The sequence below is a fragment of the Acetobacter garciniae genome (genome assembly GCF_017377735.1).
Taxonomy (GTDB): domain Bacteria; phylum Pseudomonadota; class Alphaproteobacteria; order Acetobacterales; family Acetobacteraceae; genus Acetobacter; species Acetobacter garciniae.
In genome coordinates this window covers 122675-146727 of record NZ_JAFVMH010000001.1, presented here as the reverse complement: position 1 = coordinate 146727, position 24053 = coordinate 122675, and the positions used below count along the sequence as shown (strand labels likewise).

Here is a 24053-nt window from a genome sequence, read left to right as displayed (position 1 = left end):
TCAGCCGGGCAACCCCGCCAGAGCCCCCATGATATCCCCCGCACCCACCATCCAGAAAGGGGCGGGTGCCACGGCACATAACGAAACACTGGCGGCCACGGGGGCTGCGACCACCAGCCCGTCGAACCGGTCCAGCAGGCCCCCATGCCCTGGCAGCATGGTGCCCGAATCCTTCACGCCCAGGGCACGCTTGAGGGCACTTTCAGCCAGGTCGCCCAACTGGGCCGCAAGCCCGAGCACCCCGCCCCAGAACACCGCACCAGGCACGCCACCCAGGCCAGACAGCGCGGCAACCGCCGCCCCTGCCGCCATCGCCCCCAGCAGGCCGCCGACAGCGCCAGAACGCGTCTTGCCCGGAGAAATACGGGGGGCAAGCTTGGGCCCGCCCACCAGCCTGCCGACCAGATAGGCCGAACTGTCGCTGGCCACCACCACGGCCACCACGAACACGACTGGCCATAACGAGGCCTCACGCAGCCACAGCAAGGCGGTGCCCGCGGCGATAATGACGCACATGATGCCACAAAGCGGGGCACCAAAGACAAGGGAGGTCACGCAGAACAGCGCGAAATAGCGCCAATGCCCGGTCGCGGCCGACAGGCCCGCGCAGGTGGCCCACAGCACGTACAGCGCGCCCCGCCAGCTTTTGACCGCGAGCGAGAACAGGCGCGCCGCTTCCGCCGCCATGCCCGCCATGGCCGCCACCACCATGACAGCATAGGCAACCCCACCGGTCCCGATGCAGAAGGCGGCGACCGCAACCATGACAAGTGCTGAAAGCAGGCGCGGGCGCAGGTCGCGCCAGGCGGACGTATCGGCAGGCGTCATGCCGAGGCTGCCGGTCGCGCGCCAAAGCGCCGTTCGCGCCGGGCGTACTGGTCCAGCACCATGGCGAAATGCCCTTCGCTATAATCGGGCCAGTACACGTCCTGGAACACCAGTTCGGCATAGGCGCTCTGCCACAGCAGAAAATTGGACAGGCGGCATTCCCCGCTGGTGCGCACGATCACATCCGGGTCGGGCACGCCTGCCGTCCACAGATGGGAGGCAAACATGCTTTCGGTAATCTGTTCGGGGGCGATCCGCCCCTCGGCCGCGGCACGGGCCAGTTGCTGTGCCGCCTGCACGATATCGCCGCGCCCCCCGTAGGACAGGGCGAACAGCACGACCAGGCGGCTGTTATGGCGGGTCAGTTCCTCAGCCCGGGCAAGCTCGGCGCGCAGGGAGTCATCGAAACGGCTCAGATCGCCGATAAAACGCAGGCGCACGCCTTCGGCATGCAGCTCACGCGCCTTGTGGCGCAGGTAATAGCAGAGCAGGCCGGTCAGATCCGCCACTTCCTGCGGCCCGCGCGACCAGTTCTCGGACGAAAACGCATACAGGGTCAGGTAGGACACGCCACGCTGCATGGCCGCACGCAGGCAGCGCGCCACCGCCTCGGCCCCGGCACGGTGCCCGGCCAGGCGCGGCAGACCGCGCTCACGCGCCCAGCGCCCATTTCCATCCATGATAATGGCGACATGGGTGGGAATAGCCGCGTTTTTTTCCATACGATCAGGTGACATCAGGAGAAGAATCCATCAACCCGGCGCAAGAGCACGAAACCGGACATGCCTCAGCCATATCAGACCTGTTTGATTTCCTTGTCTTTTTCGGCAAGCATGTCATCAATTTTTTTCACGTGCTGGTCGGTCAGCTTCTGGATCGCATCGGACCAGGTCTTGACGTCGTCCTGGCTGATATCGCCTTTCTTCTCGAACCCCTTGGCTTTTTCCATGCCATCGCGTCGCACGCCACGCACGGCAATCTTGGCCCCTTCCGCATAGCGGGCGGCGGCCTTGGCCAGTTCGTTGCGGCGTTCCTCGGTCAACTGGGGAATGGGCACGCGAATGCTCTGCCCTTCCGATGCGGGGTTGAGCCCCAGCCCGGCATCGCGGATGGCGCGTTCCACGGCACCCGCCAGCGCGCGGTCCCAGACCTGCACGGTAATCATGCGCGCTTCGGGCACGGCAATGGAGCCAACCTGCGTCAGCGGCACCTCGCCCCCATAGGCTTCCACCCGGACCGGTTCGAGCAGGGCCGGGCTGGCGCGCCCCGAACGCAGGCCGGAAAAATCGCGGCGTAGGCTTTCCAGCGCGCCCTCCATGCGGCGTTTCAGGTCGTCGAGCAGGGCATTCAAGTCAGACACGGCGGTTTTCTCCCGTTCCTTCTGGGGCGGGGGTGGTGCGAACACCCCTGCCTGTCAGTGTAGCTCCGGCACCGCTTGCGCCACGGTGCGGGGTGTTCAGGCAGCTTCGATAATACGTGTGTAGGGCCCCTGCCCGCGCATGACGCGACCGAAGGAGCCTTCCTCACCGATATTGAAAACGATGATCGGCAGTCTGTTTTCGCGCGCCAGACTGATGGCGGCGGCATCCATCACGTTCAACTGGTTGGCCAGCACGTCCATATAGGTCAGTTCGTCGTAACGCGTGGCGGCCGGGTCGCGCTTGGGGTCGGCGGAATAGACGCCATCGACCTGCGTGCCCTTGAGCAGCAGGGTACATTCCATTTCCGCGGCCCGCAGGGCGGCAGCCGTATCGGTGGTGAAGAACGGATTGCCCGTGCCCGCCGCGAAAATGACGACGCGGCCCTTTTCCATGTGCCGGATGGCGCGACGGCGGATATACGGTTCGGCCACGGAAGACATATGAATGGCCGACATGACGCGGGAGGCCACCTGTTCGCGTTCCAGCGCATTTTGCAGCAGCAGCGCGTTGATGACGGTGGCCAGCATGCCGGCATAGTCGCCCTGCGCGCGGTCCATGCCTTTGGCGGCGGCGGCAAGGCCGCGAAAGATGTTGCCCCCCCCCACCACCAGGCAGACTTCGACCCCGTCGCGCACGACTTCGCCGATATCATGGGCGATGCGCTCGACTGTCTGCTGGTCGACCCCGAAGGCGCCATCCCCCATGAGCGCCTCGCCCGATACCTTGAGCAGCACGCGTTTCCGATTTGGCGTTTCGCCGACAGAAGCAGTCATAGGCCCTCAATCATGCAAGCAGTCCAGGACGGATCCTGTCCGCGCCCTGGGGCGCGGTACGTCAAGATCGCCCTCTCTTATCCTTCATGGCGCACGGCCACAAGCCGCCAGTGGCCTTATGGCACGTCATCCAGCCCGATCGCCCGCAGGCGCGCGCGTTCTTCATCCCAGCCCGAACGTTCCTTGACGTTGAGGAACAAATGGCACGGCCGTTCCAGCAGGGAAGCCAGCTGCTTGCGCGCGCGCTCACCGATCTGGCGGATTCTCTGCCCGCCTTCACCGATCAGGATCGCCTTGTGCCCCGCACGCGCGACATAGATCGTCACCTCGATCCGTACCGAGCCATCGGGGCGTTCGGTAAAGCTTTCGGTCTCGGCCGTGGCGCCGTAGGGCACTTCCTCATGCGTCTGCATGAAAATCTGCTCGCGCACCAGCTCGGCCGCCAGCAGGCGGTCGGGCAGGTCGGTCAGGTCGTCCTCCGGGTAAAGGTAGGGGCCTTCGGGCAGGCTTTCGGCCAGGCGGTCGAGCAGGTCATCCACCCCGTTGCCCGTGCGCGCGCTGAGCATGAACACGTGTTCGACGGGCAGTTTCTCGGTAATGGCCGCCGTCAGCGGCAGCAGTGCCCCGGGGGAGACAAGGTCCGTCTTGTTCAGCACCAGCCACACGCGCCGACGGGTCTGGGCAAGGCGGGTGATGATTTCCTCTACCGCCTCGGTCAGGCCCGAGCGGGCATCGACCAGCAGCAGGGTGATGTCGGCATCCTCCGCCCCGGTCCAGGCGGCCGCCACCATCGCGCGGTCCAGCTTGCGGCGCGGGCGGAAAATGCCGGGCGTGTCGACCAGAAGGATCTGCGACGCTCCGCGCATGAGAATGCCCAGCACGCGAAACCGCGTGGTCTGCGCCTTGGGCGAGACGATGGAAAGCTTGGCCCCGGCCATACGGTTGAGCAGGGTGGACTTGCCCGCATTCGGGGCCCCCACAAGGGCTGCGAAACCGCAACGTGTTGTATCTGCCATACGTTGTTTCAGCCTTGCGGGCCGTCCTCCAGTTTTTCCAGCAGGGCAGCGGCGGCGGCACTTTCAGCCGCCCGCTTGCTGCCCGCATGTCCTTCGCCCCATTGGCCCGCGGCACTGACCCGCACCACGAAAAGCGGGGCATGGGAAGGGCCTTCCGCCCCGATCGTCTCGTATGTCGGCAAGCCCAGCCCCCGGCCCAGCACCCATTCCTGCAAGGCTGTCTTGGGGTCCTTGGGCGGGCGGGCCTGCGCTTCGAGCACGGGCTTCCAGCACTGGCGCACGATACGGCGCGCAGGCTCCAGCCCGCCATCAAGGAACACGGCCCCCAGCACGGCTTCCAGCGCGTCGGCCACCACATTGGCCGCTGTCTGCACCCCGGCCCGGGCCTCATGCGCTGCCACGGCGAGGGCTGCGGGCAGGTCGAGCTTGTCGGCAATGTCAGCCAGGGCGACGCGTGAGACCAGGTGGGCCAGCCGCGACCCCAGGGCCCCTTCCTGTTCGCCGGGATAGCGTTCGAGCAGCCATTCGGCCATCAGCAGGCCCAGCACCCGGTCCCCGATAAATTCCAGCCGTTCGTTCGAACCGGCACCCTTGACCTGCTGGCGGCGGCGCCCGCCCGCCTTGAGATTGGCGGCGGAGCGATGGGTCAGCGCCTCACGCAGCAGGGCCTGGCGCGTGAACTGGTACCCCAGCCGGTCCTGCAACGCCTGCGCGCCGGCATAGTGGTCATCTGTGCTCACTGGATGCCCCGCATCAGCCTGTTCCAGCGGATTTCGGCAGGCCAGTACCAGACCTGCCAGAGCGGATGCTCCGCCGTGACCGAGAAAAAGACCCGCTGCGCCTTGCCCACAAGGTTTTCCATGGGCACGAAGCCCAGGTCCTTGGGGCCGTCGCCCATGAAACGGCTATCGGCGCTGTCGTCACGGTTGTCGCCCATGGCGAAAAAATAACCCGGGGGCACGACATAATCGGGCGTGCCGTTCTGCGGGCCGTCATCGGTCAGTTTCAGGATCCCGTGGCTGACCGTGGCCGCCCCGGCACTGCCCGGCACCTGCTCGGTGCAGGCCTCGCCCTCAAGGGCCGTACCCGTTTCATCCCGCGCGACATAGGGGTGTGGCTCCGTGCAGGGCACCATCTGCCCGTTGAGGTACAGATGGCCGTCGGTCACCTGCACATGATCGCCCGGCAGCCCGATGATGCGCTTGACGTAGTCGACCGAGGTATCCTTGGTGAAGCGGAACACCACCACATCGCCCCGATGCGGTTCAGCCCCCCAGATCCGCCCCGCGAACAGGTCGGGCGAGAAGGGCAGCGAAAATCTGGAATAGCCGTAAGTATATTTGGAAACCCAGATATAGTCGCCCACCTGCAGGGTGGGGATCATGGAGCCCGAGGGAATGACAAAGGATTCGAACAGGAACGTCCGCACGACCAGAACGACCACCACCACGGACACCAGCGTGCGCAGATACTCCAGCACCGTCTGGGTGGCGGAAGCGGGCGCGTCTTCCGTTACTGGAGAGTGATCCGGTCTGCTCATCTGCACTGCCTCGCCCGCTACTTGTTCTGAAAAAAGTTATGGCGGATCAAGCCGTGCGGGCTGTGCAATGTCAACCCAAGGCCCCTATGCCCATTCAACGCCCAGAAGGCAGATCCCTGCCCGACTGACTGTTCCAATCGGCCCATTTCCACCAGCCCGTCTGGACCATTCCTTGCGGGCACCCCATGCGCCACCCGCCCGAGCGCCCTTTGACCCAGCGCCCCGATCCCGACCAGCGTCGCGAGCCAAGCCAATAGCTGCCCCGTCGACCGACCCTGTCTGCCCGGCCTTCGTCCCGGCGGCTTTCGTCACCACCGGCCTGCAACCTCAACCCGGCACGGCCGATATGAACACCTGCGCGAACGCATAGGGCGGCTCGTCCGTCATGCTCAGCACCATCACTGGCACGCAGCCGGCGGGGGTGATCTGCGCAAGCCTTGCGGCCGCAGCCCCCGTCAGGCGCAGCGACGGCTGGCCCGAAGGCAGGTTTTCCACCCCGATCTGGCTATGCGCCACACCCTGGGCAAAGCCTGTGCCCAGGGCCTTGGCGCAGGCTTCCTTGGCGGCCCAGCGCTTGGCGAAGGTGCCGATACGCGCCTGCCCCGAACGCGCCTGCGCCCGGGCGCGTTCCTCGGGCGTGAACACCCGGTCGACAAAGCGCGGGCCGAAGCGTTCCAGCACCCGCTCTATGCGGCGCATGTCGCACAGATCGATCCCTACCGCAAGCACGCTCATGACCGGGCCCTGTCAGCCTGGGTAATGCCCGAGACCGCGCGCAACCCGGCAATGGCGGCGGACAGGTGTCGCAGGTCCCTCACTTCGACATCCACCAGGATTTCCATGAAATCGAGCTGGCGGTTGACGATCTTGAGGTTCACGATAGCCGCGTCGCTGCGCGAAATGGCATTGGTGATGGACGCCAGGACCGACGCATCGTTCTCGGCTACGATGCTGATCCGCCCCACGCGCATCGGCCCCATATCGCCCGAACGGGCCATGGCGTCGTAATCCCAGTCCACGTCCAGGAAACGCTCGGGGGTGGCGGCAAAGCTTTCCAGCGTCTGGCAGGTGCGGGTGTGAATGGTCACGCCCTTGCCCGTGGCCACCACGCCCACGATCCGATCGCCCGGCAGGGGGTGGCAGCAGGCGGCGTAATGCACGGCAATGCCCGAACCCAGCCCTACAAGCGGGATCGCCCCGCCCGAGGGCCTGCGACCGGGGGCCGCCCCTGCGCCACGCGGCCTTGGCCCCGCCGTGCCCAGCACGCCGGGCAGGCCAGCCAGCATGCGCGGCCCGCGCGGCCCGCGCCGCAGTTCGGGGTAGGCGGCATGCACCACGTCGCGCGCACCCAGGCTGCCGGTGCCCACGGCCACATACAGATCCGTCAGGCTGCTTTGCTTGAGCGCCTTGAGCGTGGGTTCGATGATTTTTTCCGACCCGTCCACGCCTTCCTGGCGGAAGGCCTTGGCAAGGGCCGCGCGCCCGTTATCGAGCGAGGCCTGGCGCTGCTGTTGGGCCACATAGCGCCGAATACGCGCGCGCGCCTTGCCGGTAACGACAAACCGTTCCCACGAGGGTGAGGGCGCGCCCCCGCGCGCGGTCATGATCTCGACCTGGTCGCCGTTTTCAAGCTCGTGCCGCAGGGGCATCAGCCGGCCGTTGATCTTGGCCCCGACACAGGTATCGCCGATCTGGCTGTGCACGGCATAGGCGAAATCGACCGGGGTCGCGCCACGCGGCAGCGAAATAAGCTGCCCCTTGGGGCTGAAGCAGAACACCTGGTCCTGATAGAGTTCGAGCTTGGTGTTTTCGAGGAATTCATCCGGCGCCGCCGAATCCTCAAGAATTTCAAGCAGGTCCTGCACCCAGCGCGGGCGACGCAGGCCACCATACCCGCCTTCCTGCGTGTCCGTGCTTTCCTTGTAGGCCCAGTGGGCAGCAACACCGTTCTCGGCCACGTCGTGCATGGCCTGGGTGCGGATCTGTACCTCGATCTTCTGGTTGCGCGGCGAACGCAGGGTCACACCCGTATGCAGGCTCTGGTACCCGTTGGCCTTGGGGGTGGAGATGTAGTCCTTGAAGCGCCCCGCGATCATGGGATAGGCGGCATGCACCGCCCCCAGCGCCATGTAGCATTCCTCCCGCGTACCGACCGTCACACGGAAGGCCATGATGTCCGAAAGCTGTTCGAACGCCACGTTGCGGCGCTGCATTTTCTCCCAGATCGAATAGGGCGATTTTTCGCGCCCCGTCACCTGCACATCCTTCAGCCCGGCGTCGTGGCACAGGCGCAGCAATTCGCGCCGCACTTCCTCGATCACGTCGGCACCCTGGCCGCGCAGGTAGTTCAGGCGCGTGCGGATGGTGGCGTCGGCTTCGGGTTCGAGCTGCGCGAAGGACAGGTTCTGCAACTCGGTCTTGACCCGGTCCATACCGATGCGCTCGGCCAGAGGGGCGTAGATATCGAGCGTTTCGCGTGCAATGCGCTGCCGCCGGTCCTGGCGTTCCACGAAATGGAGGGTGCGCATGTTGTGCAGGCGGTCGGCCAGCTTGACCAGCAGGACACGAATGTCCTTGGACATGGCCAGCACCAGCTTGCGGAAGTTTTCCGCCTGCTTGGTACGGTCGGACTGGAGTTCGAGCCGTGTGAGCTTGGTCACGCCATCGACAAGATCGGCCACGGTCTGGCCGAATTCGAGCTTGAGCGTGTCGTAGGTAACGCCCGTATCCTCGATCGTGTCGTGCAGCAGTGCGGTGCAGACGGACTGCACATCCAGCCCGAAGCGCGCCATGATCATGGCCACGGCCAGGGGGTGGGTTATGTAGGGGTCGCCGTTATCGCGCTCCTGGCCTTCATGCGCCTTGCTGGCGACGTCGAAAGCGCGGCGGATCATCGCCCCGTCCGCGCCCGGAGCGTAGCTCAGAACACGGTTGACGAGTTTTTCGCAGGTAATCGGCCCGCGTTCGCTTTCACCGATACCAGATGGGCTGGCCGATGCGTCCACCACGCCGCCATTCCCCCGCCCGGGCGGGAGACTGGCAGCAGGGATATCGCCTTCGGCCTGGCTCACACCGGCACCTACCGTCTGGCGCGGCCGGTCAGGGCGGCTTCGATGGCGCGGGCTTCATCCACGGCCTCTTCCTCGGCCGAGACTTCCTGCAGGCCAAAGATGTTCTGCTCGGTCGGCACCAGATCCTGCACGTCTTCCTCGACCGGCTCGGGCTCGGGCTCACGCGCCTGCGAACGGATAAGGTCGCTGCGCAGCGCGCCAAGCACCACGGTCTCGGCCGCGATTTCACGGAGGGAGACAACGGGGTTCTTGTCGTTGTCGCGGTCGACGGTCAGCTCTTCACCGCGCGAGATATTTCTTGCGCGCTGCGCGGCATACACCACCAGTTCAAAGCGGTTGGGAACTTTTTCTACGCAATCTTCGACGGTGACGCGGGCCATTACGAAGAGCCTCCAGACAATACACTTACGGATACAACAAAAAGATTGAACTGCCTTATTACCGCATCCACCTCCCGCAGAAAAGGATTATTCCCCAATCCGGCGGATTTGCTGCCCCTGCACGCCTGCGAGCATCTGCGCCAGAGCTGCGCCCGAGCGCGGATGCACCCAGTCCGGCATGACATCGTGCAAGGGGCGCAGCACAAAGGCGCGCTCATGCGCGCGGGGGTGGGGCAGGACCAGCCTGTCGGTGTCCAGGCACTGCGCGTCATAGGCGACAAGATCGAGATCCAGCGTGCGGGCGGCATTTGGCACGGAACGCTCGCGCCCGTTATGCGTTTCTATGTGCTGGAGAACATCAAGCAACGCAAAAGGGTCCAAAGTGGTCGCGCACAGCACCATCCCGTTGACGTAAGGCGGTTGGCCCGAAGGGGGCTGGGGCGCGCTTTCATACCAGTGGGACACCGCCTTGAGCGCCACGCCCGGCACGGCGCGCAGAAGGTCCACGGCATGCTGGCATGTTTGCAGCGCAGTTCGGCCATCGCGGGGGAGGTTGGCGCCTATTGCGATCAGGGCCAATGGGGTATTTATGGGCGCGTCAGACATTCCTCACCTGGATAACACAGCGGACATGTCGTGTTATAATGAAATGGTTTTTATGAAAGCAATTGGTTTTGCGGACCATTTTTCGTTTTTCTCAGTCGGATAACCACAAAAAGACCATGATCTTTAAGTTTGCTGCACTCAAAACTTTGTCGATTTCATGAACGTTAGTCTGAAAACGTCGCCCGGTCATTCGAGGACATAAAAAGATGAATGTAAAAAAAGATGAAAAAACCTGCCTTTTTATTGACGGGTCGAGCCTTTATTCCACATCCCGCAGCCTGGGGTTCGATGTCGATTACAAGAAGCTGCTGGATTTTTTCGCCGCCAGAACCCATGTGATCCGCGCCTATTATTACGCCGCCATTCTGGACACGGAAGACTACTCTCCCCTCAAGCCATTGACCGACTGGCTGTCCTATAACGGCTATTTTCTCGTGACCAAGCCTGCGCGCGAATTTACCGATTCCACCGGCAAGCGCCGCGTGAAGGGCAACATGGATATCGAGATCGCGGTGGACATGATGGAAATGGCCCCGCATATCGACCACGCGATCCTGTTCAGCGGCGATTCCGATTTCCGCCGGGTTGTCGAGGCCGTGCAGCGCCAGGGCACGCGGGTTTCGGTGGTTTCTTCCATGAAGTCCACCCCGCCGCTGATCGGCGATGACCTGCGCCGCCAGGCGGACCAGTTCCTGGAACTGGCGGCACTGGGTGCCAACTTTACCCGCCGCCAGATGGAACCGCCGCGCACGCGCACGCACCAGGCCCCCGTACGCCACCCGGCCGACCAGCTTAGCGAACCCGAGGACGATCCGCTAAGCTGAAATCGCCCGCACGCCGAAACCTCGGCCCAACCCGGGCGTTACGTGTCTGAGCGCCCTGCGTTCCCGGCACGATGCCCCGGCCACACCGCCCGCACGCCAGTTCCGTGCCCCGCCAACCTTGTGCCCTCTGCGGCAATCCACCAATTCGGGAGTGACCATGCCCACGTGTTCCGAAGCAAGAAGCAACCTGCTCAGCCTTTTGCAGGGCGCTGAACATTTCAACACGGAAATCTTCCCCGCAAAGGAAGCCCTGTTTGCAAGCCTGGCTACAGGCCAGGCCCCCAAGGCGCTGTTCATCGCCTGCGCGGATAGTCGTATCAACCCCAACCTGATTACGCAGACCGAACCCGGTGACCTGTTCATTCTGCGCAATATCGGCAACCTGGTGCCCGCCTACGGCGAAATGCTGGGGGGTGTGTCCTCCGCCGTGGAATACGCCATTATGGGGCTTGGGGTTTCCACCATCATCGTCTGTGGCCATTCCGATTGCGGGGCCATGAAAGCGCTGATGGACCCCGAAAAGAACGGGCTGGATAAAATGCCCACCGTGCGCACCTGGCTGCGCAACGCGGAAGCCGCGCGGGCGACGGTCATGCAGAACCTGCGCGCCGAAGATGCGGGCCCCGCCACCGTGCGCAGCCTGGCCGAACAGAATGTGCTGCTCCAGCTTTCGCATCTGCGCACGCATCCGGCGGTGGCGGCCGGTCTTGCGGGCGGCACGCTGTTCCTGCAAGGCTGGTTCTATGACATCGGCACCGGCGAGATCAGCATTCTGGACGAACAGACCCGCAAAAGCGTGCCGATTGCCGATGTCATTGGCCAGTTCGAAGCCGCCGCGGCCTGACGGCAGCACCCTAAGGCCAAACGCCCCCGCACCAGCGGGGGCAACCCCGGAGCCCCTGCCGGGAACAGCTTTGCCACCATCGGGGCCCATGGCCCGCAGTGGCCCACCCTCCGGGGATACCAGGGCAACACACCTTCCCCGCCCCATCACAACACGAACTGGTCCGGCAACCTGCCTCCCCTTCCGGGCGGACAGGCTTGCGGGGATGGTCTTTTTGGGGTTCGCACTCCTTGGCCTGCCCGCTCAGATAGGCCGGGCCGCGACACCACCGACATCTTCCTCAGCACAGGCGATCAGGCTCAGTACGTGGAACCTGGAATGGCTGCTGGACGAGCAGGCCCCCAAGACCCGCACGGCCCCCGCTGACAGGCCGCGGCGCACAAAAGCCGACTATGCCCGGCTTGCGGCCATTGCCCGGCGCCTGAACAGCGACGTGACAGGCTTGCAGGAAACGGACAGCGCGGCCAGCATCGCCCGCCTGTTTCCCGCCAATACGTACCGGATCGTGGTTTCGGACGACGATATCTTGCAAAAAACCGCCCTGGTCGTGCGGGCCGATCTGTCCGTGCAGCGCAACCCGGACCTGACGGCGCTGGATACGACCGGCCCTGCTGCCGCCCACCACCTGCGCAGCGGGCTGGACATGACGCTGCGCCTGCGATCGGCGCAACTGCGCGTGCTGGTCGTGCATCTCAAGACCGGTTGCTGGGACGATCCGATAACCCAGACCCATCATGCCTGCCCGGTTCTGTTCCGGCAGTTTGCCGTTCTGGCGGGCTGGGTGGCCGATCGCGCGCGGGACGGCAGCGCCTTCGCCATTATAGGCGATTTCAACCGCCGACTGGGCCCGCATGACCCGCTTCTTGCCACCCTTGCCCGCGCCACACCGCTTGACCTGGTGACGGCGGACAAGGCCAGCCCCTGCCAGGGCGGGGGGTATTTTATCGATCACATCATTCTCGGCGGCCCGGCCATTGGCTGGGCGGACCCGCATTCCCTGCGGGTGCTGACTATTCCGCAAGGCCCCGGGTTGACGTTAAGCGATCATTGCCCGGTTTCCATAACCCTGCACCCGCCCGCCAATTCGGATGCCCATTCCTGACTGGCCTTCCGGGTCACTGACAACAGGATCTGCACCCTGACAGCAAAAAGCCGTTGTGTTTCCACAACGGCTTTCGCATTGGCAGGCCTGAAAAAAGCAGACCCAGAAAGGATCAGGCGGTTACCGCCGCGCGGTGCCCCTGGCGGCCACCGCCACCCTGACGGCGCGGTCCACCACCCTGGCGCTGACCGCCACGGCCCCGGCCGCCACCGCCGCCACCCAGAACGGGCGGGCGCATGGTCGAGAACTCGGCCTCGTCCGAATGCCACGGATGGTCGCGCACCACGGGAATGGACTTGCTGATCGTGCGCTCGATGTCCTTGAGCCAGGCGCGCTGTTCGGCATCGCACAGGGAAACGGCCCAGCCATCACGCCCCGCACGCGCCGTGCGGCCGATACGGTGCACGTAGCTTTCGGGCACGTTGGGCAGGTCGTAGTTGAAGACGTGGCTGACATCGTCAACGTCGATCCCGCGGGCGGCGATATCCGTGGCGACCAGCACCTTGACGTCACCCGCGCGGAAACCGCGCATCGCCCGCTCACGCGCACCCTGGGACTTGTTGCCGTGAATGGCCTCGGCCACCACGTTGTTGCGGTTGAGGAATTCCGCCACCTTGTTGGCTTCATGCTTCATGAGCGTGAACACCACCGCACGCACCACCTTGGGGGAGGCCACCATGGTCAGCAGCGCATCGCGCTTGGCGTCCGTGCCATTCACGAACATGACGGCCTGCTGGATACGGTCCACCGTGCTGGACGGCGGGGCCACTTCCACGCGGGCGGGATTGTTCAACAAGGACGCAGCCAGGTCTTCGATGCTGCGCGGCATGGTGGCCGAGAACAGCAGCGTCTGGCGCTTTTCGGGCACGAAGGACATGATCCGGCGGATATCGCGCACAAAGCCCATGTCCAGCATGCGGTCCGCTTCGTCCAGCACCAGCACTTCCAAGCGGGAAAGGTCGATATGGCCCTGCCCGATCAGGTCAAGCAGGCGGCCGGGGGCTGCCACCAGCACATCCACGCCGCGGCGCATGGTTTCGACCTGGCGCCCCTGGCCCACGCCACCGAACACCACGGCCTGCGAAAAGCGCATGTGGCGGGCATAGGCCTTGAAGCTGTCGCTGATCTGGGCAACCAGTTCACGCGTGGGGGCCAGAACCAGCACACGCGCCTGCTTGGGGCCCGCAGCACCCGGGTTCTTGAGCAGGTGATCGAGGATCGGCAGCGCGAAGGATGCCGTCTTGCCCGTGCCCGTCTGGGCCAGGCCAAGCAGGTCACGCCCTTCGAGAAGATAGGGAATGGAACCGGCCTGAATGGGAGTAGGAGTCTCGTAACCCTGATCCGCAAGAGCCTGTAGCAAAGGTGCTGCAAGCTTCAGATCCGAAAAAGTAGTCATGTAAGGCAACCTCTTCGTGCAGTCTGAAAGCGAGCCACGGCCACTTTTTTCAGCAATGCACCTTGGATGATCATAACGACCCGGTTCCGAACCTTCATGTCCCGGACAGGCAGGCGTTACGAATTTTATTACATTTGCGACAAAACGCGCTTTAACGGACGCTGGGACATCCCGGTTTCTGTCGGCTGATCTGTATATAGGGACAGGCGAGCACGCCCGACAACCCTTCAGGACCAATTTAGTCCACAAATAAGAACGTTATAACGCATTTTGCGGACGGGAATTATCGGGCAAAACGCATGTGGTAAAATGCCTGAATATTTGCTTCTTTTTTAAATATAAAAGCATTTTCCATAATTACAAAAATCTTTGAATAAGAGACATAGCCCAAACGATGGCGGCCGAATCTAACCAATTTTTTAAGTAATCCATGCGCCCGGCGGTTCCCTGCCACACGCAAATGTCATTGTCAGGCGATTCTCTGTGCCCCGCCGCCTGCCGCGCCATGGGGCAGCGACCTTCGAAAATCCGACCTGCTACGCCCCCCGGCGGCGCAGCAGGAACAGGGCCTGTTCGCCAAACAGGTTCGCCAGGCGGATGGACCGGCGCCAGGGCGCCCTTTCGCCTTCTTCATCCACGGCCATCCATTGTTCAACAATATATCCGTCCTGCCGACAGAGTTCGAGGAAGTCGCGGATGGTGCAGGGGTGGATATTCGGCGTTTCGTACCAGGGCGTGTGCCACACCGCCGTCATGGGCATGCGCCCGCTGAACAGCAGCTTGAGCCTGAGCTGCCAGTGACCGAAATTGGGGAAGGATACAATGGCGTGCCGCCCGATACGCAGCATCTGCCGCAACACCTCGCGCGGGTTTTCGACCGCCTGCAAGGTGCGTTGCAACACCACGTAATCGAACGCATGGTCGGGGTAATGGGCCAGGTCGTGATCGGCATCGCCATGCATGACGGGCAGCCCGTGGGCCACCGAGCGCGTGACAAGCTGCATGTTCAGCTCGATCCCCCGCGCGTCGCACCCGCGGGAGCGGAACAGATGGTCGATCAACGACCCGTCCCCACTGCCGATATCCAGGACCCGTGTGCGGGGTTCGATCATCTGGGCGATCAAACGCTGGTCAAGACGCATCAGTTCAGCCCCGCATGTTCGGCAACACCGCACAGAAAGCCGCGCACTGTCCGGTCAAAGCCCGGTTCCTCCAGCAGGAAGGCGTCGTGCCCCTTGTCGGTCTCGATCTCGACGAAGGAGACATTGGCCGCCGCCTGATTGAGCGCGCGCAGCAGAACCCGCGCCGAGGAGGTCGGGAACAGCCAGTCCGAGGAAAAGGACACGACACAGAAGCGCACGGGCGTGCCGATAAAGGCCGCGCGCATTTCCCCATCATGATCGGCCGCGATATCGAACCAGTCCATCGCGCGGGTGATGGTCAGGTAGGAATTGGCGTCGAAACGCCGCACGAAGCTTGAGCCCTGATAGCGCAGATAGGATTCGACCTCGAAAATATCGCCAAACAGCGATACCGGCCCTTCCGGTGCGGAACCCTGGTTGGGCCCGCGCCTGACACGGCGGCCGAATTTGCGGGTCAGCGCTTCTTCGGACAAATAGGTGATATGCGCCATCATGCGCGCCACGGCCAGCCCGCGCGCGGGCACCACGCCGGCCTGCCAGTACCGGCCCGCAAGCCAGTCCGGATCGGCGATGATCGCCTGGCGCCCCACCTCGTTGAAGGCGATGTTCTGGGCGGAATGGAACGGGGCTGTGGCTATGGGCATGGCCGCCAGCATCATATGCGGGTAGGTCACGGTCCATTCCAGCACCTGCATGCCGCCCATGGACCCGCCGATGACCGCGAAAAGCCGGTCTATGCCCAAGGCCCGCACCAGCTTGTACTGTGCGCGCACCATGTCGCGAATGGTAATGGGTGGGAACGCCGTGCCCCAAAGTTCCTGCCCGTCGCCGTCCGAATCCGTGCGGACCGAGCGCGGGCCGGTGGTGCCCATGCACCCGCCCAGCACGTTGGAGCAGATCACGAAGAACCGGTCCGTATCGATCGGCTTGCCCGGACCGACCATGGAACTCCACCAGCCGGGCTTGCCCGTCAGCGGATGCTGCTCCGCCACGTACTGGTCGCCCGTGAAGGCATGGCAGATCAGGATGGCGTTGTCGCGCCGGGCGGAAAGCGTGCCGTAGGTGCAATAGGCCACATCGATGGGCGCCAGGTGGACGCCGCAGTCCAGATCAAGTCCTTCATCGATGCGGATATGCGGGTGGTCCCCAACGGCAAGAGGCGTCGTGCTGTTCATAAGGGCGCTGCTTTCTCCAACCAGACCGTGCTGGCACCCAGGGGCCCCTGGGCGCCCCGTCCCCCTGCCCTTTCCGCATGGGCAGGAAAACGCCTGGCCGGACTTAGTGTTCCATCTTGAGAGCAGCCAGAAAGGCGCTCTGCGGAATTTCGACCTTGCCGAACTGCCGCATTCGCTTCTTGCCTTCCTTCTGCTTTTCCAGCAGCTTGCGCTTGCGCGAAATATCCCCCCCGTAGCACTTGGCCGTCACGTCCTTGGACATCGCCCCGATGGTCTCACGCGCGATCACGCGGCTGCCGATGGCGGCCTGGATGGCGATCTTGAACAACTGCCGCGGGATCAGTTCCTTGAGCCGCGCGCAGATCGAGCGGCCCCGTGTTTCCGCCGCCGAACGGTGGGCGATGAAGGACAGAGCATCCACCGGTTCCTGATTGACCAGAATGGAAATACGCACCAGATCGCTCTCCTGGTAGCCGTCCATCTGGTAATCGAAGCTGGCATAGCCGCGTGTCAGCGATTTCAGCCGGTCGTAGAAATCGAACACGACCTCGTTCAGCGGCAGGCGATACACCGCCATGGCCCGGTTGCCGATATAGGTCAGGTCGACCTGCACGCCGCGCCGTTCCGTGCACAGGGTCAGCACCGCACCCAGATATTCGTCGGGCACCATGATGGTGGCCTTGATCCATGGTTCCTCGATCGTCTCGATCAGGGACGGGTCGGGCATGTCGGCGGGGTTGTGCAGGTCTTCCATCTCGCCATTGGTGCGGCGGATCTTGTACACGACCGAAGGGGCGGTTGCGATCAGGTCCAGGTCGAATTCGCGCGAGAGGCGTTCCTGGATGATCTCCAGGTGCAGAAGCCCCAGGAACCCGCAGCGGAACCCGAAGCCAAGCGCTGCGGAGGTTTCCGCCTCGTAATGGAAGGACGCATCGTTCAGCCGCAGCTTGGCCAGACTGTCGCGCAGTTTTTCGAAATCGTCGGCCACGACCGGATACAGCCCGCACCACACCACGGGAATGGAGGGCTTGAAGCCGGGCAGCGGCGTTTGTGCCGGCCGGCGGTCATCGGTAATGGTGTCGCCCACGTTGCAGTCGGCCACGGTCTTGATGGCGGCGTTGATATACCCCATCTCGCCCGGGCCGAGGCTTTCGACCGGGGTCATGCGCGGGGCGAACACGCCCACCTGATCGACCTGATGCACCGCACCCGATGACATCATGCGGATCTTCATGCCCTTCTTCAGCCGCCCTTCCTTGATGCGGACCAGCACGATCACGCCCAGATAAGGGTCGTACCAGCTATCCACCAGCATGGCACGCAGCGGTTTTTCCGCATCCCCCACGGGCGGGGGCAGGCGGGTGACGATGGCTTCGAGCACGCCTTCGATATTCAGCCCGGTCTTGGCGGAAATTTCCACCGCGTCATCGGCGGGAATGCCGATCACTTCCTCGATCTGCGCCTTCACGCGCTCGGGCTCCGCCGCGGGCAGGTCCACCTTGTTGAGCACGGGCACGATTTCGTGGTTGGCCTCGATCGCCTGGTAGACATTGGCCAGGGTCTGCGCTTCCACGCCCTGTGAGGCATCAACCACCAGAAGCGAGCCTTCGCACGCGGCCAGCGAGCGGCTGACTTCGTAGGCGAAGTCGACATGGCCGGGCGTGTCCATCAGGTTGAGCACGTAGGTCTGGCCATCCTTGGCGGGATAGGTCAGCCGGACGGTCTGCGCCTTGATGGTGATCCCGCGCTCGCGCTCCAGGTCCATGTTGTCGAGAACCTGGTTGGTCATTTCACGCGCGGTCAGCGCGCCGCACGCCTGGATGAGGCGATCCGCCAAAGTGGATTTTCCATGATCGATATGCGCGATGATGGAAAAATTACGGATGAGCGAAAGGGGTGTATCGGTCATGCTGCACCCTTTACGGGAAATGATTGGAAAAGTCAGCCGGTTGCTTTGGCTCCAGCCCCCTTTGGCGCATTATTTTTTCCGCCATGCGCCCAGCGCGGGACGGGACGGAACCGACATGCCCCCGCCAGGGAACGGGCAAAGGGCCAGCAGCGGCCCATTCAGGGCGGGCAAGCGCCAAAACCCGGTGCGACAGGCAGGCCGGGCTACAGCGTGACCATGACGATCCGGTGCAGCCAGACATCCCGCCCGGGCGCGAGGGAGATGACCCGCCAGGGGGCGGCAAAGGGTTCGATCGACAGGGACTCGCCCCCGCGCACGAAGCCGGCACATGGCTCGTCCCCCGCGCGCAACAGCACCGCACGGTCCTGCGCGCGGGGGGCCAGCCCCGGCACCACCACGGCGGATGCCCCTTCGCGCAGGACCGGCTCCATATGGGCTGTGTCGATACGCACCATATAGGCCGGTGCGGCGATATTGAAAGGACAGTCCTGCTCGTCCCATGCCGGGCCCGTGGGGTGGCCCTGCCGGTCGAACAGGCCGGACTGCCCAAGCTGGGAAAAAGGCAGGCTACGCACTGGCCGCCCCATCTGCGCCGCGCCTTGTGGATGACCCGACCCTATCCCGGATGGCGTGTTCAGGGTCGCCCCCATGGGCATCCCCTTGGGCATCCCCGGTAGCACTCCCGGCGCTATCCCTCCGGCCCCCTCGCCCCCTTCCAGATAGGCGGCGAAAACAGCCAGCGGAACATTCAGCACCTCCAGCGCCCGCAAAAGCGAATTGACGGACGGCCAGCGAAAGGCCCCGCCCGCCCCCACACGGCGCGACGGGTTGAAGGTCGTGGCGTCCAGCCCCGCCGCACGGGCCAGGGCGGAAGGTGTGAACCCGCGCTCAAGCGCCAGCCGGTCCAGCGTGGCCCATACGCCTTCGGGCGCGATCATGGCGTGTGCCCCATGGCGGGCTTTTGTTTCAGCACCTCTGTAGCGTGGCGGGCGATACCTTCATCCGTCACGACAAACCGCCCGGAGCCGGAGGCCGCGACAAACCCCATCTGGCGCATGCGCTCAAGGCACGGGTCATCCTGCAGGCCGGTGGGGCGACCATGCGCCCCCGCCAGGCAAAGCCGGTGCAAAGCGGCCCGGCAACAGGTTTCAAGATAGGGTTCGTTCCACATGACACGCAGGATCGTCCATCCCGCTCCCGCGGGCAAGCATCACCTTGCTCGCGGTCCTGAAGGAAGGAGCGCCCGAGGGCATCAGGCCGGGCGCGGTCGGGCGCGAGCCTTACTGGCCCGCGCTGCTTCCCTGACCTTCGGGCAGGGCGTAGGCCACCACGTAGTCGCCCAGCCTGGTGCCGAACGAGCCGTGACCGCCATCGGCCGTCACCACATACTGGCGGCCGTTCTGCTCATAGGTCATGGGGGTGGACTGCCCGCCCGCCGGCAGGCGGTCCTGCCAGATCTGCCGCCCTGTCGTGACATCGTAGGCGCGGATGTAATAATCCGCCGTGGAGGTCAGGAACGCCACACCGCCCGCCGTGACGATCGGCCCGCCCAGTGAGGGAATGCCCAGCTTGAAGCCGAACGGCAGGGGAGAACTGTCACGCGTGGTGCCGTTGCGGTGCATCCAGATGATCCGGTTGGTCTTCAGGTCGATCCCCGCAACATAGCCCCAGCCCGGCTTCTTGCACGGAATACCCAAAGGCGACAGGAACGGGTGCAGGTCCACCCCGAACGGCGTGCCATATTGCGGCTGCACGCCCGTTTCCGTGCCAGACGGCGCGCCACCTTCGGGCGGGTGCACCGGATTGCCCGGCCCGCGCGGCACCAGCTTGGACACGAAGGGAATGGCGATGGGGTTGGCAAAGGCCACCTGCCGCACGGGATCGACCGCAAGCCCGCCCCATTCGAACATGCCCAGATTACCCGGGAACACCAGCGTTCCCTGTTCGGACGGCGGGGTGAACGGCCCTTCGTAGCGCATCTGCTTGAACATGATGCGGCAGGCCAACTGGTCCAGCATGGTGCCGCCCCACATATCGGCATCGCTCAGCTTTTCCCTGGGGCGGAACGACAGGGCCGAATAAGGCTGGGTGGGGGACAGGTGGTCACCCGGTGCGGCGCCCTGGGGCACCGGCGTTTCGGGGGCGGGCACCAGCAGGTGGCCGTCGCGGCGGTCGAGCACGAAGATATTGCCGGTCTTGGCGGGGGCGTAAAGGGCTGGCACCACCGTGCCGTCGGGCTGGGTCACGTCCACCAGGCTGGGCTGGGCGGGCACGTCCATGTCCCACAGATCATGATGGACGGTCTGGTAGAACCATACCTTGTGCCCCGTATCCGCATCCAGGGCGAGAATGCCAGACGCATAGCGTTCCTGATCGGGGGTGCGCTTGCCGCCCCAGATATCGGGCGTTGTCACCCCGGTGGGAATGTAGATGACGTTCAGCTTCGCATCATACGCCGAGGTAATCCACGAATTGGGAGAGTTAGGCGTGTACTGGTGCGTGGCCGAAGGCAGTTCGTTCGGGTCGGGGTTGCCGGGGTCGAACGCCCAGACAAGCTGCCCGCTATACAGGTCGTACCCGCGCGTAACCCCGGAAGGTTCGTGGGTGGAGAAATTATCCGTCACCGCACCCGAGATAATCACCATCTTGCCGGTCACGACGGGGGGTGAGGTGGGTTCGTAAAAGCCGGGGGTGCGCATGGGCATGCCCTCGGTCAGGTCCAGTTCACCCTGCTTGCCGAAGGCGGAACACCGGGCGCCGGTCTGCGCATCCAGCGCGAACAGGCGGCCGTCATTGGTGGGCAGCAGAATACGCTGCGCGCAGCTATCGGGCGTTGTCACCCCATGGGCCGCCGCCTGGTCCAGCGGGGTTTGCACATAGGACACGCCACGGCATGTCAGGTGCTGGAAGGTCGGGTTATACGTAATTTTCGGGTCGAAACGCCACCGCTCCTGCCCGGTCGCGGCATCCAGCGCGAACAGGATCTGGTGGGGGGAACACAGATACAGCGTATTACCCGCCTTGATGGGCGTGACCTCATCCGTGATCTCACCCGGGTCATCGGGACGCTTGAGATCGTGCGTGCGGAACGTCCATGCCACTTTCAGCCCCCGCACATTGGCGGGTGTGATCTGGGTCAGGGGCGAATAACGATCCCCTGCCTGGGTGCGGCCATAGGCGGGCCAGTCACCTGCAGCAACGGGCGTTGCATCTCCGGGCAGGGCAATGCCCGCCGTGGCCGGGGCGCTGGGCAGAACGCCCGCCACATCCTGCGGGTCCTGGGTAAGGGCGTAGCCATACACAGCCAGCGCCGCCACAATGCCCAGCGCCAGGGGCGCACGGTTCCAGCCCGATGCCGGGACAAGGCCACGCGTTACAAAGGGCAGCAACAGCCACACGCCCAGCGGCAGCAGAATATCGCCACGCGGGGCCAGCGCCCAGAAATCGAACCCGGCTTCATGAACCGACCAGGCCAGCACCGCAAAAACCAGTGCGGCGTAAAGCCACAGCGCCTCGCGCCGACGCCGCCACAGCAGACCGGCCACCACAAGCAGGACCAGACCGCATCCCACATAAAATCCCGACCCGCCGAGCCAGGCCAGCCACAGGCCGCCGCCCCCCAGCACGAGCCCGAGAATAGCCAGGATGATGGCCGTTGCCTTGAGTAGAAATCCGGTCCGCTCAGATATCATTACGCCTTAACCACTTATTTATGTCATAACAAAAAGGAATCACTCTCTTCTTATACAGCAAATGAATGTATTGTGCAGTCAATACATCGTTGCAGCCCCGTCCAACGCCCGAAAACGCATAACGATGCGCCTTCGGGCGCTGAAATTCCGCCCAACAAAAAACGCGGCCCGCATAAGCGGCACCGCGTTTTCTGCCACCCGAAGGTGGGGCAGGACTGCCCGGGGGCCAAGCCCCAGGCACGGACTTTCCCCAGGGAAAGCCCGCAGGCCCGGTCCGTCCTTAGACGGAGTAGTACATCTCGAACTCGATGGGGTGCGGCGTGTGTTCGAAGCGATACACGTCGTCCCATTTCAGGGTGATGTAGCTTTCGATCTGGTCCTTGGTGAACACACCGCCAGCCAGCAGGAACTCATGATCGGCGGCCAGGGCTTCCAGCGCTTCACGCAGGGAGCCGCAGACGGTCGGGATCTGCTTGAGTTCTTCGGGCGGCAGGTCGTACAGATCCTTGTCCATGGCATCGCCCGGGTGGATCTTGTTCTTGATCCCGTCCAGGCCGGCCATGAGCATGGCGGCAAAAGCCAGGTAGGGGTTGGCCGTCGGGTCGGGGAAACGCACTTCCACGCGCTTGGCCTTGGGGCTGGTGGCGTAGGGAATACGGCACGACGCGGAACGGTTGCGGGCGGAATAGGCCAGCAGCACCGGCGCTTCAAAACCCGGGATCAGCCGCTTGTAGGAATTGGTGGACGGGTTGGTAAACGCGTTCAGCGCCTTGGCGTGCTTGATGATACCGCCAATGTAATACAGCGCCGTATCGGACAGGTCGGCATAGCCGTTGCCTGCGAAGGTGGGCTTGCCGTCCTTCCAGATGGACTGGTGGACATGCATGCCCGAACCGTTGTCGCCATAGATCGGCTTGGGCATGAAGGTTGCCGTCTTGCCGTAGGAATGGGCGACATTGTGCACGCAGTATTTGTAGATCTGCATGAAGTCGGCCGAACGCACCAGCGTTTCGAACTTGGTGCCCAGTTCGTGCTGGGACTGCGCCACTTCGTGGTGGTGCTTTTCGATGGCCAGGCCCATTTCACCCATGGTGGCCAGCATTTCGGCGCGCAGGTCGCTTTCGCTGTCCACGGGGGCGACGGGGAAATACCCACCCTTCACACCCGGACGATGGCCCATGTTCCCTTCGGGGAAGTCCTTGAGCGAGGCGTCGGGGCCTTCGATGCTGTCGAGCTGGAACTTGCCGTAGTTGGGGCCGGTACCGAACTGGACATTGTCGAAAATGAAGAACTCGGCTTCAGGACCGAAGAAGGCCGTGTCACCCAGGCCGGAGGACTTCAGGTACTGCTCGGCCAGCTTGGCGGTGGAGCGCGGGTCGCGGTTATAGGGCTGCCCGGTGGACGGTTCGATGATGTCGCAGAACAGGATCAGCTGCGGACGGGCCGAGAACGGGTCCATCACGGCCGATGTCGGGTCGGGCAGCAGCACCATGTCGCTTTCATTGATGGCCTTCCAGCCGCCGATGGAAGACCCATCGAACATGAAGCCATCGGTGAAGCTGTCTTCCTCAACAGTGCTCACGTGCTGGCACGTGTGATGCCACTTGCCGCGGGGGTCCGTAAAGCGCAGGTCCACCAGTTCGACCGAATGTTCCTGAATCAGGTCAAAAACCTTGGCGATCGCGGCAGCCTTGCTGTCCCCCGCCGAAGCTGTTTTCTTTACCATAATCTCTTCACCTACAAGCCAATCCACGCGCCGCACCCTGCGAAACGCGCTGTGTCGTCATACTTACAAGTCCGCGCCTAGGCCCCCCGGGCGGCCGGAGGGGATCAGATCGCGTCTTCCCCCCGTTCTCCCGTGCGGATTCGGATCACGTCATCCACCGGAATCACGAAAATCTTGCCATCCCCGATCCGCCCGGTCCGCGCCGCGGCGGAAATCGCCTCGACAGCACGTTCCACCATGGGTGTCGGGCAGACTACCTCAATTTTCATTTTGGGCAAAAAATCAACGATGTATTCCGCGCCACGATAAAGCTCCGTATGGCCCTTCTGCCGACCGAAACCCTTGGCCTCGATGACGGTAATGCCCTGGAGCCCGAGTTCATGCAGCGCTTCCTTCACTTCATCGAGCTTGAAGGGCTTGATAATGGCCTCGATTTTCTTCATCTCGCGTCGTCAATACACCATTGCTGCGCCCGCCATGCGGGCCTGTCCCTTTTCCCCGCCTGGCACCCTGTCAGGGGCGCGCGGCCGGAATAGCCGCACACTTGCACGCCTTGCCTTTATGGGCAATCGGATAGACACGAATTTGTATCGAACCCGCGCACGGAT

At 63.9% G+C, this 24053-nt stretch carries 23 protein-coding genes; 3 read left to right on the top strand and 20 right to left on the bottom strand.

The window, feature by feature from the left end:
- The 11 genes from J2D77_RS00680 to folK all read right to left on the bottom strand — a co-directional run bounded on the left by J2D77_RS00680 (position 1) and on the right by folK (position 9635).
- Positions 1-828: a phosphatidate cytidylyltransferase gene (locus J2D77_RS00680; protein WP_207844120.1), complete on the bottom strand. Its 828-nt coding sequence runs from the start codon at positions 826-828 to the stop codon at positions 1-3.
- A complete protein-coding gene (uppS, locus tag J2D77_RS00675; protein WP_207844118.1) occupies positions 825-1565 on the bottom strand; it encodes a polyprenyl diphosphate synthase in 741 nt (246 codons plus the stop codon). The genes J2D77_RS00680 and uppS overlap by 4 nt, the downstream gene beginning before the upstream one ends.
- 59 nt (positions 1566-1624) lie before the next feature.
- Positions 1625-2146 carry a ribosome recycling factor gene (frr, locus tag J2D77_RS00670; RefSeq protein WP_220556011.1) on the bottom strand — a complete coding sequence of 174 codons (522 nt, stop codon included), beginning with the start codon at positions 2144-2146 and terminating at the stop codon, positions 1625-1627.
- A gap of 138 nt (positions 2147-2284) precedes the next feature.
- The gene (pyrH, locus tag J2D77_RS00665) at positions 2285-3022 is read right to left on the bottom strand and encodes a UMP kinase (protein WP_207844114.1); all 738 of its coding nucleotides are present in this window, start codon (positions 3020-3022) and stop codon (positions 2285-2287) included.
- Positions 3023-3138: 116 nt separating this feature from the next.
- Positions 3139-4038, bottom strand: a complete 900-nt coding sequence (gene era, locus J2D77_RS00660) for a GTPase Era (RefSeq protein ID WP_207844112.1) — start codon at positions 4036-4038, stop codon at positions 3139-3141.
- Between the two features lie 8 nt (positions 4039-4046).
- On the bottom strand, positions 4047-4778 hold the full coding sequence (rnc, locus tag J2D77_RS00655; RefSeq protein WP_207844110.1) for a ribonuclease III: 732 nt from the start codon (positions 4776-4778) through the stop codon (positions 4047-4049).
- Positions 4775-5578 carry a signal peptidase I gene (lepB, locus tag J2D77_RS00650; RefSeq protein ID WP_207844108.1) on the bottom strand — a complete coding sequence of 268 codons (804 nt, stop codon included), beginning with the start codon at positions 5576-5578 and terminating at the stop codon, positions 4775-4777. The genes rnc and lepB overlap by 4 nt, the downstream gene beginning before the upstream one ends.
- A gap of 327 nt (positions 5579-5905) precedes the next feature.
- Positions 5906-6313, bottom strand: a complete 408-nt coding sequence (acpS, locus tag J2D77_RS00645; RefSeq protein ID WP_207844106.1) for a holo-ACP synthase — start codon at positions 6311-6313, stop codon at positions 5906-5908.
- Complete coding sequence (locus tag J2D77_RS00640) at positions 6310-8586, bottom strand: RelA/SpoT family protein (RefSeq protein ID WP_331000055.1); 2277 nt, start codon at positions 8584-8586, stop codon at positions 6310-6312. The genes acpS and J2D77_RS00640 overlap by 4 nt, the downstream gene beginning before the upstream one ends.
- Positions 8587-8657: 71 nt before the next feature.
- Positions 8658-9029, bottom strand: a complete 372-nt coding sequence (gene rpoZ / locus J2D77_RS00635) for a DNA-directed RNA polymerase subunit omega (RefSeq protein WP_207844102.1) — start codon at positions 9027-9029, stop codon at positions 8658-8660.
- 87 nt (positions 9030-9116) lie between these two features.
- Positions 9117-9635 carry a 2-amino-4-hydroxy-6-hydroxymethyldihydropteridine diphosphokinase gene (gene folK, locus J2D77_RS00630; RefSeq protein ID WP_207844100.1) on the bottom strand — a complete coding sequence of 173 codons (519 nt, stop codon included), beginning with the start codon at positions 9633-9635 and terminating at the stop codon, positions 9117-9119.
- A 206-nt stretch (positions 9636-9841) separates the two neighbouring features.
- On the opposite strand from folK, the gene J2D77_RS00625 reads away from it, so the two are divergent.
- The 3 genes from J2D77_RS00625 to J2D77_RS00615 all read left to right on the top strand — a co-directional run bounded on the left by J2D77_RS00625 (position 9842) and on the right by J2D77_RS00615 (position 12405).
- On the top strand, positions 9842-10459 hold the full coding sequence (locus J2D77_RS00625; RefSeq protein ID WP_207844098.1) for a LabA-like NYN domain-containing protein: 618 nt from the start codon (positions 9842-9844) through the stop codon (positions 10457-10459).
- A 157-nt stretch (positions 10460-10616) separates the two neighbouring features.
- Positions 10617-11303: a carbonic anhydrase gene (locus J2D77_RS00620; protein WP_207844094.1), complete on the top strand. Its 687-nt coding sequence runs from the start codon at positions 10617-10619 to the stop codon at positions 11301-11303.
- 214 nt (positions 11304-11517) lie between these two features.
- Complete coding sequence (locus tag J2D77_RS00615) at positions 11518-12405, top strand: endonuclease/exonuclease/phosphatase family protein (protein ID WP_230975378.1); 888 nt, start codon at positions 11518-11520, stop codon at positions 12403-12405.
- Between the two features lie 112 nt (positions 12406-12517).
- On the opposite strand, the gene J2D77_RS00610 is transcribed toward J2D77_RS00615, so the two are convergent.
- The 9 genes from J2D77_RS00610 to J2D77_RS00570 all read right to left on the bottom strand — a co-directional run bounded on the left by J2D77_RS00610 (position 12518) and on the right by J2D77_RS00570 (position 23888).
- A complete protein-coding gene (locus tag J2D77_RS00610; RefSeq protein WP_207844090.1) occupies positions 12518-13801 on the bottom strand; it encodes a DEAD/DEAH box helicase in 1284 nt (427 codons plus the stop codon).
- A gap of 536 nt (positions 13802-14337) precedes the next feature.
- Entirely contained in the window at positions 14338-14943 is a 606-nt protein-coding gene (metW, locus tag J2D77_RS00605) for a methionine biosynthesis protein MetW (protein ID WP_207844088.1), read from the bottom strand.
- Positions 14943-16118, bottom strand: coding sequence for a homoserine O-acetyltransferase MetX (metX, locus tag J2D77_RS00600; RefSeq protein WP_207844086.1), 1176 nt, complete (start codon positions 16116-16118; stop codon positions 14943-14945). The genes metW and metX overlap by 1 nt, the downstream gene beginning before the upstream one ends.
- A 103-nt stretch (positions 16119-16221) precedes the next feature.
- Positions 16222-18027, bottom strand: a complete 1806-nt coding sequence (gene lepA / locus J2D77_RS00595) for a translation elongation factor 4 (protein WP_207844084.1) — start codon at positions 18025-18027, stop codon at positions 16222-16224.
- A gap of 203 nt (positions 18028-18230) precedes the next feature.
- A complete protein-coding gene (locus J2D77_RS00590; protein WP_207844082.1) occupies positions 18231-18965 on the bottom strand; it encodes a helix-turn-helix transcriptional regulator in 735 nt (244 codons plus the stop codon).
- A complete protein-coding gene (locus J2D77_RS00585) occupies positions 18962-19198 on the bottom strand; it encodes a hypothetical protein (RefSeq protein ID WP_207844959.1) in 237 nt (78 codons plus the stop codon). The genes J2D77_RS00590 and J2D77_RS00585 overlap by 4 nt, the downstream gene beginning before the upstream one ends.
- Before the next feature lie 109 nt (positions 19199-19307).
- Complete coding sequence (locus J2D77_RS00580) at positions 19308-21719, bottom strand: glucose/quinate/shikimate family membrane-bound PQQ-dependent dehydrogenase (protein ID WP_207844080.1); 2412 nt, start codon at positions 21717-21719, stop codon at positions 19308-19310.
- Between the two features lie 280 nt (positions 21720-21999).
- On the bottom strand, positions 22000-23445 hold the full coding sequence (gene glnA, locus J2D77_RS00575; protein WP_207844078.1) for a type I glutamate--ammonia ligase: 1446 nt from the start codon (positions 23443-23445) through the stop codon (positions 22000-22002).
- A 104-nt stretch (positions 23446-23549) separates the two neighbouring features.
- Positions 23550-23888 carry a P-II family nitrogen regulator gene (locus J2D77_RS00570; RefSeq protein ID WP_207844076.1) on the bottom strand — a complete coding sequence of 113 codons (339 nt, stop codon included), beginning with the start codon at positions 23886-23888 and terminating at the stop codon, positions 23550-23552.
- Between the last annotated feature and the right edge of the window lie 165 nt (positions 23889-24053).

Bases quoted from the DNA above. Each gene is read 5' to 3' on its own strand.
- J2D77_RS00620 (WP_207844094.1), top strand. From the start codon at position 10,617: ATGCCCACGTGTTCCGAAGCAAGAAGCAACCTGCTCAGCCTTTTGCAG.
- pyrH (WP_207844114.1), bottom strand. From the start codon at position 3,022: ATGACTGCTTCTGTCGGCGAAACGCCAAATCGGAAACGCGTGCTGCTC.
- metX (WP_207844086.1), bottom strand. From the start codon at position 16,118: ATGAACAGCACGACGCCTCTTGCCGTTGGGGACCACCCGCATATCCGC.
- lepA (WP_207844084.1), bottom strand. From the start codon at position 18,027: ATGACCGATACACCCCTTTCGCTCATCCGTAATTTTTCCATCATCGCG.
- frr (WP_220556011.1), bottom strand. From the start codon at position 2,146: ATGGAGGGCGCGCTGGAAAGCCTACGCCGCGATTTTTCCGGCCTGCGT.
- J2D77_RS00680 (WP_207844120.1), bottom strand. From the start codon at position 828: ATGACGCCTGCCGATACGTCCGCCTGGCGCGACCTGCGCCCGCGCCTG.
- uppS (WP_207844118.1), bottom strand. From the start codon at position 1,565: ATGTCACCTGATCGTATGGAAAAAAACGCGGCTATTCCCACCCATGTC.
- metW (WP_207844088.1), bottom strand. From the start codon at position 14,943: ATGCGTCTTGACCAGCGTTTGATCGCCCAGATGATCGAACCCCGCACA.
- folK (WP_207844100.1), bottom strand. From the start codon at position 9,635: ATGTCTGACGCGCCCATAAATACCCCATTGGCCCTGATCGCAATAGGC.
- J2D77_RS00580 (WP_207844080.1), bottom strand. From the start codon at position 21,719: ATGATATCTGAGCGGACCGGATTTCTACTCAAGGCAACGGCCATCATC.
- J2D77_RS00585 (WP_207844959.1), bottom strand. From the start codon at position 19,198: ATGTGGAACGAACCCTATCTTGAAACCTGTTGCCGGGCCGCTTTGCAC.
- J2D77_RS00610 (WP_207844090.1), bottom strand. From the start codon at position 13,801: ATGACTACTTTTTCGGATCTGAAGCTTGCAGCACCTTTGCTACAGGCT.
- lepB (WP_207844108.1), bottom strand. From the start codon at position 5,578: ATGAGCAGACCGGATCACTCTCCAGTAACGGAAGACGCGCCCGCTTCC.
- J2D77_RS00625 (WP_207844098.1), top strand. From the start codon at position 9,842: ATGAATGTAAAAAAAGATGAAAAAACCTGCCTTTTTATTGACGGGTCG.
- J2D77_RS00590 (WP_207844082.1), bottom strand. From the start codon at position 18,965: ATGATCGCGCCCGAAGGCGTATGGGCCACGCTGGACCGGCTGGCGCTT.
- J2D77_RS00570 (WP_207844076.1), bottom strand. From the start codon at position 23,888: ATGAAGAAAATCGAGGCCATTATCAAGCCCTTCAAGCTCGATGAAGTG.
- rpoZ (WP_207844102.1), bottom strand. From the start codon at position 9,029: ATGGCCCGCGTCACCGTCGAAGATTGCGTAGAAAAAGTTCCCAACCGC.
- era (WP_207844112.1), bottom strand. From the start codon at position 4,038: ATGGCAGATACAACACGTTGCGGTTTCGCAGCCCTTGTGGGGGCCCCG.
- glnA (WP_207844078.1), bottom strand. From the start codon at position 23,445: ATGGTAAAGAAAACAGCTTCGGCGGGGGACAGCAAGGCTGCCGCGATC.
- acpS (WP_207844106.1), bottom strand. From the start codon at position 6,313: ATGAGCGTGCTTGCGGTAGGGATCGATCTGTGCGACATGCGCCGCATA.